Annotated in this window: 8 protein-coding genes; all 8 read right to left on the bottom strand. The window is 61.8% G+C overall.

Annotated features, from left to right (window positions below; translation table 11 throughout):
* Positions 1–38: 38 nt before the first annotated feature.
* On the bottom strand, positions 39–1,202 hold the full coding sequence (locus GOB94_RS10430) for an RsmD family RNA methyltransferase (protein WP_182275866.1): 1,164 nt from the start codon (positions 1,200–1,202) through the stop codon (positions 39–41).
* Entirely contained in the window at positions 1,199–1,972 is a 774-nt protein-coding gene (locus GOB94_RS10435) for a hypothetical protein (RefSeq protein ID WP_255483841.1), read from the bottom strand. Before GOB94_RS10435 ends, GOB94_RS10430 begins: the two co-directional genes overlap by 4 nt.
* On the bottom strand, positions 1,920–2,720 hold the full coding sequence (locus GOB94_RS10440; protein WP_182275867.1) for a type III pantothenate kinase: 801 nt from the start codon (positions 2,718–2,720) through the stop codon (positions 1,920–1,922). Before GOB94_RS10440 ends, GOB94_RS10435 begins: the two co-directional genes overlap by 53 nt.
* A 38-nt stretch (positions 2,721–2,758) precedes the next feature.
* Positions 2,759–3,580 (bottom strand): biotin--[acetyl-CoA-carboxylase] ligase, encoded by an 822-nt coding sequence (locus GOB94_RS10445; RefSeq protein ID WP_182275868.1) that lies wholly within the window; start codon positions 3,578–3,580, stop codon positions 2,759–2,761.
* Positions 3,581–3,652: 72 nt separating this feature from the next.
* Positions 3,653–5,089 carry a metallophosphoesterase gene (locus GOB94_RS10450; RefSeq protein WP_182275869.1) on the bottom strand — a complete coding sequence of 479 codons (1,437 nt, stop codon included), beginning with the start codon at positions 5,087–5,089 and terminating at the stop codon, positions 3,653–3,655.
* 150 nt (positions 5,090–5,239) lie between these two features.
* Entirely contained in the window at positions 5,240–8,080 is a 2,841-nt protein-coding gene (locus GOB94_RS10455) for a valine--tRNA ligase (RefSeq protein ID WP_182275870.1), read from the bottom strand.
* 26 nt (positions 8,081–8,106) lie between these two features.
* Positions 8,107–10,920 (bottom strand): TonB-dependent receptor, encoded by a 2,814-nt coding sequence (locus tag GOB94_RS10460; RefSeq protein ID WP_182275871.1) that lies wholly within the window; start codon positions 10,918–10,920, stop codon positions 8,107–8,109.
* Positions 10,921–11,116: 196 nt separating this feature from the next.
* Complete coding sequence (bamD, locus tag GOB94_RS10465) at positions 11,117–13,033, bottom strand: outer membrane protein assembly factor BamD (RefSeq protein WP_255483842.1); 1,917 nt, start codon at positions 13,031–13,033, stop codon at positions 11,117–11,119.
* Between the last annotated feature and the right edge of the window lie 52 nt (positions 13,034–13,085).

The raw sequence follows: 13,085 nt of genomic DNA on the forward strand, positions 1-13,085 counted from the left end.
GGAAGCGCTACCTATCGTTCAAGTGTGATGGGATGAGTCTAACGGGTTCGGTGAAGGATGGCGACTGTTTCGAGATGGAACGTCTGCGGAAACAGATCGACAGCGTGCAGTGAGGCGATCTCGTACTGTCTTTGCAGTATGGCGAGATCGCGTGCGAGCGTTGCAGGGTCGCAGGAAACATACACGATGGCCTTCGGTGCGATGCGGTTGAGTAGTTCGCAAGCTTCGACGTCCGCCCCGGAACGTGGTGGATCGAGGACGACGAGTTCTGGCTGCTCACGCTGCAGTACTGCCGCGCGGAGGTAATCGAGCGCGGTGGACTCAATAGCTGTGTAGCTCGCGCCGAGCTTGCGGAAGGCATTACGCAGATCGGCGATGGCAGTTGGGTTCGATTCGACCGCCGCGACCTGCGCGAAGCTGCGCGCAAGTACACGTGAAAAAAGACCCACACCTGAGAAGAGGTCCCACGCGAGCAGTCCGGTGCGGGGCGTGCTGTTGTGTGTGCAGACAAGATCGACGAGTGTCTCAAGCAGGAACCGATTGACCTGGAAGAAACCGCCGCGCGTGATCCAGTAGAGCTCGTCGCCCACGCGGTAGTTGAGGCCGGATGAGCCAGCTTCGGCGAGTATGCGTCCAGTAGGCCCTGTGCGCGGGTCGGTGGCAATGGCGCCGGCACCGACAAGGGTGAGCCCCTTTGGCACCTGCTGAACGAAGGCGTTGTAGGCGCGCGCAAAGCTGCCTTGCGGAGACTTCGTGCGTGGCGCGCAGAGCAGTGTGAGCTGCAACTGCGACTGATCATGGTTGCAGAAGAGTTCGACTTCGCTTGCGGCGTTGAGCCAGTAGAGCGCATCGCGGTCACTCGCAGCTGCAGTGATGAGCGAAGTCGCGGCACTCCAAAGGGATGGTGCCGCGATCGGACACTCGTTGATGGGCTGGAAGGCCGTGGTGCCGAGCTGGTTGTAGCCAAGCTGAAACGTTTCGCCGCTGTGTTCAACTCGCAGACGGATGCGGTTGCGATAGTGATAAGGCTCCGCGGTGTAGGCTGCGATATTGTCCGGATAGCGGACCTCAGCCTCGGTGAGCAGATTCTTCAGATGCTCGCGCTTGACGAGCACCTGCGCTTCGTAGAGAACGTCCTGATGCTGGCAACCACCGCAGTGGCCGAAGTGCGGGCAGAGTGGCATTGCTGCTGTATTGTTCATGCTTCATGCCCCATATAGAACAGGCTCAGGCGCGGCAGGCTGTAGAACTCCAGCAGCCGCTTGTGCAGAAACTGCTGCTGCACCTGGCGAAGCTGCACCACGGACATGCGGCTGCGATACGGCGCGAGCTCGCGGTCAGCCTGCACCTTCAGTTCGACAAGCTGTTGCTCGGTCGCATTGGCCTCAAGCGCTGCAAACAGTTTCTCTTCAAGCACTGTCAATGTGCGGTCCAGGTCGTCGAGCGCGAGTGGCTGCTGCGAGCGCATCGTTGCCGCAAGTTCACGAAGACGTGTTGCGGTTGCTGTCAGGTGGCTCTGCACGGTGTAGCTCGTCTGCGCGGCGGTGTCGAAGGCTGTGGCATTGCGCTCCAGAAAGGCTGTCACACGGTCGGTCTCAAAGCCGCTCTCCTGCGGCTCTCGCCTGGCGGGTGCGGTGCCCGTGGCTGCTTCGACCATCTCTTCTGCGGCCTGCATCACAGCCTGCGCGCACCACGCAAGGCCGTTCACCTTGCGCAGCCGGCTGCCGGCTTTCAATGCCTTGGCATCATGCTTGTCGAAGGCATTGTCGATGCCGCGCAGCACGGCTTCCAGCGGAATGCCGGCTTCGCGCCAGGTCTCGATCAGCGCCCAATCTAGTGTGCTGAGCAGCAGGATGCTGCCGCGTCGCTGGCTGAAGCGCTCTTCGATCTCAGAGAAGTATTCGTAGTAGTTCACTCGTTTAGCGGCGTCGATGCCTGTCCTGGTTGCGCTCGTAGATGAGGCGAAGTCCATTCAGTGTCAGGCCCTCATCGACCTGGTGGATGTACTTACTATCGGTGGCGATCAGTTTAGCGAGGCCGCCGGTGGCAATCGTCTTCGTCTCCGGGCCAAGCTCGGCGATCATGCGCTCGAGGATGCCGTCGACGAGGCCGATGTAACCGTAGTAAAGGCCAATCTGGATGTTGTCGACCGTGTTGGTGCCGACGATCTTCGTGGGCTTCTTGATCTCAACGCGCGTCAGCCGGGCGGCGCGCGCGAAGAGCGCATCGGCGGAGATGCCAAGCCCCGGTGCGATGGCGCCGCCGAGAAACTCGCCCTTCGCGCTGACGACATCGAAAGTAGTGGCTGTGCCCATATCGACAATGATGGTCGGGCCGCCGAGCAGATCAAACGCTGCAACGCAATTCACAACACGATCAGCGCCGACCTCGCTCGGGTTGTCAGTAAGGATGGGCAAACCTGTCTTCACGCCAGGCTCGATGAACAGGGGCTTGACATGAAAGTACGTCTCGCATACCTTGCGCAGTGTGGAGTCGAGCGGCGGAACGACAGAGGAGACGGCGACGCCGGTGACGATCTCATGTTGCAGGTCGCGCATGGAGAACAGCGTCTGGAACAGCACGCCGAGTTCGTCGGCCGTCTGCTTGTAGGGCGTGGTGATGCGCCAGTCCGCGACCTTCTGCGCGGGCGCGGAGTCGGTGGCGAGAACGAACAGCCCAAGTACCGTGTTGGAGTTGCCTACATCGATTGCAAGTAGCATGCGCGATTATGCCTCGGCGGCTGCCGCTGCGTGCGGGCCTATAGGATGTCGCGGACGCCGCCGGAGAGAACGGTGCGTTGCGTGCCATCATCGGCGTCGACGAGCAGAAAGCCGCGGTTGTCGAGTCCTGCGGTCGTTCCAGTATAGCCACCCTGCTCGGGTACGGTGACGCGGCGGCCGTGGGCCCAGTCGGAGGCCTCGGAGAAGCGGACAAGCAGCGATGACCCACCTGCATCCCGATCCGCTGCTTCCTCTTCCAGCAGAGTGAGCTCACGATCCAGCGAACGAAGCAGCGCAACGAGCAACGCGAACCGGTCTTGTAGCTTGCCCGTAACCAGACGAAGCGAGGTCGCAAGCGGATAGAGCTCGAGCGGAAACGTCTCTTGGTTCAGGTTGATGCCGATGCCGATCACGGCATAGCGCAACGGCGCATCGTCGCCGGAGCCGGCAGCGGTTTCGACGAGGATGCCGCCAACCTTCTGCAGGCCGATCATCAGGTCGTTGGGCCAGCGGATGTCTGCGGTAACACAGGCCGCAGTGAGAATCGCCGACTTGGCGGCGAGCCCAGTGGCGAGCGAGAGCATCAACGCCTCGCGCAGGCGCAGCGACGGCTTAACCAGCACGCTAACGTAAAGCCCATCCGGATTGCTGGAGGTACCGGCTGCAGAGTGCCAGCTATGACCGCCGCGTCCGCGCCCAGCGGTCTGCTCGTCGGTCAGATAGACCGTGCCTTCGGGCGCGCCGTTCGCTGCGGCAGCGAGCAGCTGCGTATTGGTTGAGTCCACGACAGGGAAGTGGTGGATGTGCGCGCTGAAACGAGTGCCAATAAGCGCGGCGCGGAGATCGTCTTGCAAAGACATGCTGTAGCTATGCTACTACTGCGCCGCCACGCATCTGGATGCCGTCGCAGCTCGGCACAATCGCCTCCGCCCTTACGACGGCGGGTTATAGGTGGTCAGCGTTCCTGTGGCAAGGTCAACCGTTACGGAGTCGTCCGGGGTCTTGGTCGAGGCTCCGTCGGACGCCGGATGGTACTCGATCCGGAGTTGCTGCGCGTTGATCAGCACGCGACAGTACCCGTAGTTCATAAAGTCATAGTTCTCAAAGGTCACGGAGTCGTTCTGCTCCGGCTGTGCGAAAACGGGCATCGAGACCGGCGTCCGGTAGCCGTCGCCGACGGCGAGCTTCTGCAGGCCGTGGCCGCCGTTACCGATCACCAGGAATGGAATCTGTCGCTTCCCGATAGCGCGGGTATAACGCTGGTAGTTATGCGCGTGCCCACTGAGCACGGCATGCGGCCACACCCCTGTCGACTGGCAGATCGTGTCGATCTCCTTCAGCATGGCAAGCGAGCCGGAGTGCTTGCCGAAGGCATAAGGCGGGTGATGCACGGCCAGCAACACCGCGCCCTTGAATTTGTCGGTCTTCACGCGAGTGAGCGCTGCTTTCAGAAAAGAGAGCTGAGCATCCGAGAGGTCTGGGAAGGCAGGCGTGCCACCCTTGGTCGGGTCGGCGGTGGACGAGATGACGCCGGGATTTTCGAGGATGTTGCTGTAAAGCCCGATGATCCGCACATACGGCGCTTCAAGCGTGAAGTACACACCGGGCTGGATCATCGTGGTGCGCGAGAGTCCCACGGCATCAGGCGCGTGCGAGAAGCTGGGCGTGCAGAAGTTGGCGAGAAATGCCGAGAGCGAGTCCGTCGCAACACCCGTGCCTGCCGGTGGCGGCAGAACAATGCCGTCGTGGTTGCCGGGGATCGCGAAGATCGGCGCAGGGTAGTCGCGGTAGGCATCGTAAAACTGGTCGTAGTAGTACTTGTGCTCGCCAAAGCTATAGACGATGTCGCCGAGGTTGTAGAAGAACTTCGGGATTGCAGTGGGGTCCGTCTCGTTGAAGTCGGCGAGCAGCTTGTCGACGACCTCGTTTTCTGTCTTGGGTCCCCGGGTCGCGCCCGTATCGCCGGCTGTGTGAAAGACGATCTGACCGGCCTTCTGCATGGAGCTGACGGCGTTCGCGCCGCTGGGGCCAAGCACATCCTGCAGCAGCAGCACAGGCTCGGCAACGCCGGGCACAACAGGAAACGGCAGCGGCAGGAACTTGTTGGCCTTCACCAGCGCGTCCATCTCGTTGTAAGCCGCCGTGTCCGATGCATGGGGCGTGGTGTACTTCAGCGGATCAGGCGTAATGGTGGCCTGCGCGAAGAGCGGTGTGCCGACAGGAGCGCCATGTGTCAGTTGCAGGTGCGAAGGCGAGGGCGGCGGGGTTGTGCTGGAGACCTTCTTCGCCGTGCTCTTCTTCGCAGGCGACTTCTTCGTGGCTTTCTTTGCGGAGGTCTTCTTCGCGGTGGTCTTGCGGGTGGCTGCCATGGAGTGCTCCTCAATGCGGCAAGATGTGCAAGTGCAGGAAGGGTACGAGCGGCGCGGCGGGAAGTCCAGCAAAAATGCGCTTAAAATACGCCGGAGACACAGCGTAATACGACGTTCGCTGTGTCTCCGGTTGGATGCAGAAGTTAGGATTTAGGCTGGCGGCAGCGCAGCGAGCGCGGCTATCGCCTTGTCATGGAGCGCTTGGGTCTCAGCCGCCTGCTTCTTGAGCCCATCGACGATATGCGCCGGAGCGCGCGCGATGAAACCCTCGTTGCCAAGCTGCTTGTTCGCAGCTTCAAGTCCCTTCGTGAGCTTGGAGATCTCTTTTTCGAGACGCTCGCGCTCGGCAGAGACATCGATCTGGCGCTCGTAGATGATGGCGACGTCGAACGTCGCAGTGCTGCGGGCGTTGTTGCCGGTGGGCGGGTCAAAGACGATCTCCACTGCACTGACGCGGGCCATGCGGGCGAGCATGTCGGCATGGCCTTCAGCGAGGGCTGCGATGCGGAGATCGGCGCGCAGCTGAATGGGAGTGGACTCCTTCTCCGGCACGGCGAGCTCTTTGCGGAGAGCGCGGATGGTGACAATGAGTTGCTGTATATCTTCCATGGCGCGAACTGTGACGTCGCTGTGCGGGAAGTCCGCAGCGGCGGGATAGCGGGTGAGTGCGATGGATTTGGCCGGACTGGGCTGGCTGATGCTGGCGTAGAGCGCGTGCCAGAGCTCTTCCGTGAGGAAGGGCATAAAGGGTGAGAGCAGGCGCAGGGCGGCCTCGAAGACGCTGACGAGGCCGACGAGGGTGAAGGCAGTTGCGGCCTGTGCCTCGATCTGCTCTGCTTCCGTGTTGTAGGTGGTACCGGCGGGATCGAAGTTGAGGCGGAGCTTGACGAGTTCGAGATACCAGTCGCAGAACTCGCCCCAGAAGAACTGGTAGACGGCGTTGGAGGCTTCGTCGAAGCGATAGTCGGCGAGCGAAGCGTGTACTTGGGCGGCGACCGTGCTGAGGCGAGAGAAGATCCAGCGGGTCTCGAGCGGGGTGCGGTCGGGCAACTCCCAGGCGCCGGCGGCTTCGCCGGAGGTATCAGTGGCAGTATTGGCGTCGAGCTTGACTTGGTAGCCCGCCTCTGTGGCGCGGTCGATGTTCATCTGGATGAACCGCGCTGCGTTCCATATCTTGTTGGCAAACGCGCGATAGCCTTCGGTGCGGGCTTCGTTGAAGGCAATGTCGGTGCCGGGGCTGGCCTGCGAAGCCAGCGTGAACCGTACCGCATCCGTACCGTACTTCGTGATGATCTCGATCGGGTCAATCACGTTGCCCTTGGTCTTGGACATCTTCTGCCGGTCGGCATCGCGCACCAGCGCATGGATGTACACATTACGGAACGGCACTGCATCCTTCAGCTCGCGCGTGCTGCCATCTGGCATCGGCACATCGAGCATAAAGTGGCACCCCAGCATGATCATGCGGGCCACCCAGAAGAACAAAATGTCGAAACCCGTAACGAGCAGCTGCGTCGGATAGAACGAAGCAAGGTCCGCCGTAGGTTTGTTCGATCCATCCCAACCAAAGACGGTAAATGGCAGCAGCCCCGACGAGAACCACGTGTCGAGCACGTCGGTCTCCTGATGAATGTCCGTGATGCCGCAGCCACTGCAAGCCGTCACTGCATCACGTGAGACGGTAATCTTGCCGCAGGCATCGCAGTGCCACGCCGGAATCCGATGCCCCCACCATAGCTGCCGCGAGATACACCAGTCATGGATGTTGTTCATCCACTCGAAGTACGTCTTCGCATACATCTCCGGGGTGAACTGGATGTGGCCGTCCTTCACCGCATCGATCGCATTCTTCGCAATGCTGTTGCCGCCTGTGGTCGGCTGCTTGTTCACCGCGATGAACCACTGCATCGAAAGCCGCGGCTCAATCACAGCGCTCGTGCGCTGCGAGATCGGCAGCGTCAGTGTATGGTCCTTGATGGCAACAAGGTGCCCGCTCGCCTCAAGATCCGCAACGATCTTCTTGCGCGCCTCGAAGCGGTCCATCCCGTTGTACGGCGAGCCTTCGAGCAAGATCCGCGCCTGCGTGTCCATGATGCTCGGCGAAGGCAGACTATGCCGCTGCCCAATCGCAAAGTCATTCGGATCATGCGCAGGAGTCACCTTCACTGCACCGGTGCCGAACTCTGGCTGCGCCCAGTCGTCGGCGATCACCGGGATCGTCCGTCCCACCAGCGGCAGCACAAGCTTCTTCCCAACAAACGCGGTATACCGCTTATCGGTGGGGTTCACTGCGACAGCTGTATCGCCCAGCATCGTCTCCGGCCGCGTCGTCGCAATCGTGATTGAACCTGTGCCATCCTCCAGGTCATAGCGGATGTGATAGATGTGCCCGGCGCGTTCCTCATTCTCGACTTCGAGATCAGAGACAGCGGTGCCCAGCACCGGGTCCCAATTCACGATGTACGCACCGCGATAGATCAGCCCTTGTTCATACAACCGGACGAACGCTTCCTTCACCGCGACCGAAAGCCGCTCATCCATCGTGAAGTACTCGCGCGACCAATCGACGCTCGCGCCCAGCCGTTTCATCTGCGTCGTAATATAGCCGCCGTACTCCTGCTTCCACTTCCACACCAGCTCGGTGAACTGCTCGCGCGTGTAGTCGGTGCGCGCCTTGCCTTCACTCTTCAGCTGGCGCTCCACCATCATCTGCGTGGCGATGCCCGCGTGGTCGGTGCCGGGAACCCACACGCTCGTGTCGCCGTTCATGCGGTGCCAGCGCGCGAGGATGTCCATCTCGGTCTGGTTCAGCATGTGGCCCATGTGCAGCCTGCCCGTCACATTGGGCGGCGGCAGCAGCTGCACAAAAGGATTGCGCGCAGCGTGGTCTGTGGGTGTCGCGACGTCGAAGAGATGCTGCTCGAGCCAGTAGTTCGCCCACTTCTCTTCGATCAGGGCGGGGTTGTAAGCCTTGGGGAGTTCGTTATTCATGCTGCCCTTAAGGGTAGCAGGGACGCCTAGAACGTGTACCGGACACCGCCTTCGACGCGGCGTCCGTTGTCTCCAGCGTATGCCTGGCCGAAGTTGGGGCTGCCGACTACGCTGCCTACGGTCGTGACGTTGAGGTGGTTGAGGACGTTGGAGCTGCGTAGGTTCACGATAAGCGCCTGCGGATGGTCCGCCTTGGCATTCTTGGTGAGTTTGAAGGTGCGCTGCAGGTTGGTGTCCAGGTGGAAGGTCCAGGGCATCTTGCCAGCGTTGCGGTTCAGTGTTGCCCCGGTCCCCGTGGTGGAGAGCAGCCCCCACTGCGTGGCGTAGGCACAGTTGGTGGTCACCGTTGCGGAGCAGACCGGAGTGCCGGCGGCAGCAACGTAGGGGCGGTCGTTGAAGTCGCCGTCCCCGTTGTTGTCGAAGCCTGTCGTGACGTTGTAGGGCGAATCGCCCGAGGCGTTCAGGTTGCCGCTCAACTGCAGCGCCCACGGCAGCTTCACGGTGGTATTGCCGAAGACGTTCCATAGCGGGTTGCCTGTGCGGATGGCATATTCGCCCGCGTTGGAGCCGGTGGTCTGCGGGGTAAAGTTGGGGTCGTCGTTGGTGTCATCGACGACATGCACGCGCACTGAGCCGACGAAGAACTGCACGCGCTTGAGCGACTGGTTGCTAAGCCCCATGAAGATCACATTGCCATAGCCCCGGCCCGAGTCCTGCCACTGCAGGATGTTCACATTTGGAGCCAGCGGGCGCGGACCCAGAGGCTGGCCGTTAGTGGGGGAGTTGATGTTCTCCGAGCGTGTGTAGTGCCACATCTGCGCGATGTAGTAGTCGGCGGAGACCGACCAGTTCTTCGCAATGGTGTGGCTGAAGCCGAGGTTCTCGATGCCATAGAACAGGTTCGGCAGATGCGGCTGGATCGTGCGTATCGACTGAAGCGGCGTGGAGCTCGAGGAGGGGTTGCACCTTGTGGGGTCGAAGTAGGTGCCGGCAGGCAGTGCGGTGCAGGCGGTAGTGGGTGTGTATACCAGGCTGGTCACGCGTTGCACACCGTCCATGTTGAGTACCTGTGCGTAGCTGTGCGCCGTAAAGCGGCCGGAGAAGAGCCCGGCGTGCGCGTGCAGCGTCCACGTAGATTTTTTGTCCGGCGCCCACGAGAGCCCGAACCGTGGGTTGAAGTTGTTATGCACCACAGGCTTGTTCTGCGTGTAGTAGCGCAACCCCCAAGCGAAGTGCAGATTCGGCAACACCTTCCAGTCATCCTGAAAGAAGAGAGCCTCGCGATACTGCGTCATGTTGATGGTCGGGTTGCCAACTGCGTTGGAATATTCAGTAGGCGCACCACCGGCCCAGCCATTCAGCGCACGCACATACTGCTCCACGCCGGTGATCGTCTCCATCTGCACCGTGGGATTATTGTTAGCGTCGAGCACCGGAGCCGTGCCGCCGCCGAAGAGCCAGGTGCCATTGAAGTTGTTGAAGTAGCGGAAGCGCTCGCGCAGATATTCGAACTGCGAGCCGAACTTGATGAGATGTTTCGACAGGCTCAGGATCGCGTCATCGTCGAATTCGGTGTCGACCTCGTGGTCGTGCAGCGAGCCGTTGGTACTGCCTCCGGAGGTAAACGCACCGGCAACCTGCAGCTGCGGATCGAGCGAGTTGGGGGCCTGGTCCTTGCCATCGAACTCGATGCCCAGCCGCGCCTCGTGCATCAGCTTCGGAGAGACGGTCGTGACATCCGTGATGTGCAGGTTATGGTCGTATTGTTCGTTGTCGTAAGCCGCCTCGGCGAGCGTAGTGCCGCCAGCGCCCACGTTCTCCTGATGGTTGTGCCAGGCATTGAAACTGGTGATAAACGTATTCTTTGCGCCGAGCTGCCAGTCGACCTTCGCCATGCCGATCCACAGCCGCTGTGGCGCGGGCACGTTCTGCAGAATGGGCGTCTGGTCGCCCGCCGCATCAATGCCGATGGCGTTCACAACGGCAAAGTTGTCGATCGAGCGGTGCTCCAGGTTCAGGATAAAGTCCGAGCCCTTCTTGCGAATGGGCCCTGTCAGCTCGAAGCCATAGCGCTGCTTGCCAAGCGCGGCACGGCTCACCGAGAACGGATCGCGCGCATTCATCCATGAGCTTGAGTTGGTCGCAAACAGCGCACCGTGATACGTCGGCTGCCCGGGCTTGGTATAGATCTGGATCTCGCCGCCACCAAAGGGCGGATTGCGGTACTCAGAAGAGAACAGGTCGGGATTGACCTTGATGTACGCGATAGATGACTTGGGTGGGAGCGTGCCATTGTTGTCGCCGCTGTGAAAGCCGTCGATGGAGATAGCCGCGCTGGACGGGCTACCACCGGCGGCAGCGGCCATCTGCTGCAGCTCGCGCAGCAGGTCGTCGGGGTCGTCCGCGAGCGACTGCAGCCGCTGACCGGAGATCGTCTGGCTCGGCCCGCTGGCCGTGGGTGAGTTCGCCGCCGCAGGATTACCGTCCCCGTTGCCGACGTCAACCGTTGTCTCGACCTCTTCAGGATGCAGCGCAACGGAGAGTTCTGCAGTATGCGGCGCGGTGACCGGCAGACTAAGCGAAGCGAAGCCGTTGAAGGAGACGTGCAGCATGTGTTTGCCGCCTGTGACGCACGCAATCCGGAAGCGCCCGGCAGAATCGGCGGTGAGCGGCGACCCCGCGTCGAGCTGAACAGTCGCGCCCGGAATCATGGCTGCGGTAGTGTCGTGCACAACCCCGCTAAGAGATGTGCAGCCGGTTTGCGCGCCGGCGGAGGCGGCGAAGAAGGAGGCGCACGAGGACGCGAACGTCGCGATGAGGGCGGCCTGGACTCGATTCATGGTCTTCTCGGGTCGTTCTGGTTAGGGGTAAAGTTCCGGTAGTTGCTTCTGATTCTGCTTCAAGCGGTATACGCAGTCTGACCGAGGCTGGTTCCCGGATCGCGGCATAGATTTCCAGGCCAGCGCTCTGGCGGAGCACAAAGACGAAGGGCGCCCAATCGGGCGCCCTTCGCGTACAGCGTAATCATGCTCACGGCTAGAACGGATTCAGCTTGTCCAGGCCCTTCTTCGGCTTGTTCTTGCTCGAGCTCTCATCGGCCTTATCGATGGCGGGCGTCTTCGGGTTCTTCTTGCGCTTGCCCTTGACGTTGGGGGTTGCCTGCTGGGCGGGCGGTTGTGCGCTGCCGGCAGCTTCGTTCACTTGGTCAGGCGCAGCCGCGGGCTTCTCGATCGCAGGTGCCGCAGCCGTGTTGGCCGGGGCCGCAGTCTTCAAGCCGTAGTTCGGATCGGCTGTGCCGGTGGCGGCAGGCATGTCAGCCGGTGCAGTGCTGTCGTGGTTCACAATCTCCACGCCAACGCCGGTGCCGGAGCCACCCGAGCTGGTGTCGGCAGGGCTCATCGTGGTCACATCGCCCGAAGGCGCAGCCGCAGCGTCAGAGGCCACAGGAACGTCGGAGAGGGTGGGCGGCGCAGCCGTTGCGGGAGCCGCAGGCGCGGCGACGGAGGCCGCTGCACCCTCGCCACTTGCGGGCGTGATTGGCTTCGCAGGTGCCGGCTTGGCACCGGGCATCAGTGCGGCAACATAGTCCGCCTGCAGCGTCTTCACAATCTGCGGTGCAGTGGTGGCCGGCGGGTCGTCCAGCGGCGGGTTGCCTACACCGGCGGCGTTCACCGTGTCCGGCTTGTGCAGCACCAGCAGCTCAAGCCGCTTCTTCATCGTGTACTGCGCTCGGCTGCCTTCCAGCGCCTCGCTGGCCGCGACCTCTTCCTTGGTCGGAACAGGCACCGGCAGGTTCATGCCCACCAGCCGCTCCTTCGCGTCCTCAACGTGCGGCGCGGCGTAGTGGTAGATCACCACCTTGCGATACGCATCGGCAGCCTTGCCGTCATACTCCTCCAGCAGCTTGGCCTTGGGGCCTTCCGGCAGGCAGGCTGGCTGCGGGCCGGTGCCTTCGCAGGTGCGCTGGCCGCGGATGATGTTTGCCTCGGCCTCATAGGCATCGCCAATGCCGATCAGCGTGTCATCCATGTGGCTGTACTCGGGGTAGGTGTCGACGACCGTCTGATAGCGCGCGATGGCTGCTGGCCAGTTGTTGTGGCTGGCATAGAACTCGCCCAGCTCGGCCTCGCGGGTTGCGAGTACCTCCTGCACCTCGCGCAGCTTCTGCCGCGCCTGGTCCAGGATCTCCTTCGGCGCATCCGGATACTGCTTCAGCATCGTGCGATAGCCATCCTCGGCCTTGATGCCCTTCTCGTAGTCGCGGTCCGGCACGTCCATCTGCTTGAAGTAGATGTCGCCAATGCGCATCTGGGCTTCAGCGGCCTCGGGCACGTTCGGGAAGAACGTGATGAAGTCGGTGTACTCCTGCTCAGCCTGGGCCAGCGCTGCGCTTCCGCCCTCTTGGTACCAGCTATCTGCGATCGCCAGCTTGGCGCGCATCTGGTACTGCGAGTCAGGATAGGTGGAGAGCAGCGTGTTTAGGTCCAGTCGTGCCACATCAAAGTGGCCGGACTTCTGCTGCGCCAGGGCTTTGTCATAGAGCTGCTTGTCCGGCAGCGAGCTGTCCTTGCCCGCCAGCGGATCGATCTTGCGATCGCGCGCCAGCCGCTTCTCGTCGGCCTTGGTGTCCTTGCTGGCGACGACCTTGTCGGCTTTGTCGACCTTCGGCTTCTTTGCCTTCGCCTTCTTGTGCCGGAACGTGAAGCTCGAAGTGGCCGACGTCGTCTCCTTGCCCTGAGCATCGACAGTCGTCTTCTGGGTGTCCGTTACCGTCGCCTTGCCAACCTGTTGGGTCTGGGTCTGCTGGCTCGTAGTCTGCGTAGTCGCATCTTGCGCACGCAGGGGCACTCCCATAAACAAGAGGCTGGTGGCTACTGCAAACCCTGCGAGATAGTAGGCGGAACGATGGACAGCATTGCTGCTGGGAGAAACACTCCAAAACTTCATGCGCATTACGACTCCATTTGCCCCGGCGGTGGCCGCTTGAGGCTGTCACTTATTCTAG

Origin of the sequence: Granulicella sp. 5B5 (genome assembly GCF_014083945.1) — a bacterium.
Classification (GTDB): domain Bacteria; phylum Acidobacteriota; class Terriglobia; order Terriglobales; family Acidobacteriaceae; genus Granulicella.

Excerpts from the sequence above, each read along its gene's own strand:
- GOB94_RS10455 (WP_182275870.1), bottom strand. The coding sequence starts at position 8,080 with ATGAATAACGAACTCCCCAAGGCTTACAACCCCGCCCTGATCGAAGAG.
- GOB94_RS10445 (WP_182275868.1), bottom strand. The coding sequence starts at position 3,580 with ATGTCTTTGCAAGACGATCTCCGCGCCGCGCTTATTGGCACTCGTTTC.
- GOB94_RS10450 (WP_182275869.1), bottom strand. The coding sequence starts at position 5,089 with ATGGCAGCCACCCGCAAGACCACCGCGAAGAAGACCTCCGCAAAGAAA.
- GOB94_RS10430 (WP_182275866.1), bottom strand. The coding sequence starts at position 1,202 with ATGAACAATACAGCAGCAATGCCACTCTGCCCGCACTTCGGCCACTGC.
- GOB94_RS10440 (WP_182275867.1), bottom strand. The coding sequence starts at position 2,720 with ATGCTACTTGCAATCGATGTAGGCAACTCCAACACGGTACTTGGGCTG.
- GOB94_RS10460 (WP_182275871.1), bottom strand. The coding sequence starts at position 10,920 with ATGAATCGAGTCCAGGCCGCCCTCATCGCGACGTTCGCGTCCTCGTGC.
- bamD (WP_255483842.1), bottom strand. The coding sequence starts at position 13,033 with ATGCGCATGAAGTTTTGGAGTGTTTCTCCCAGCAGCAATGCTGTCCAT.
- GOB94_RS10435 (WP_255483841.1), bottom strand. The coding sequence starts at position 1,972 with ATGGACTTCGCCTCATCTACGAGCGCAACCAGGACAGGCATCGACGCC.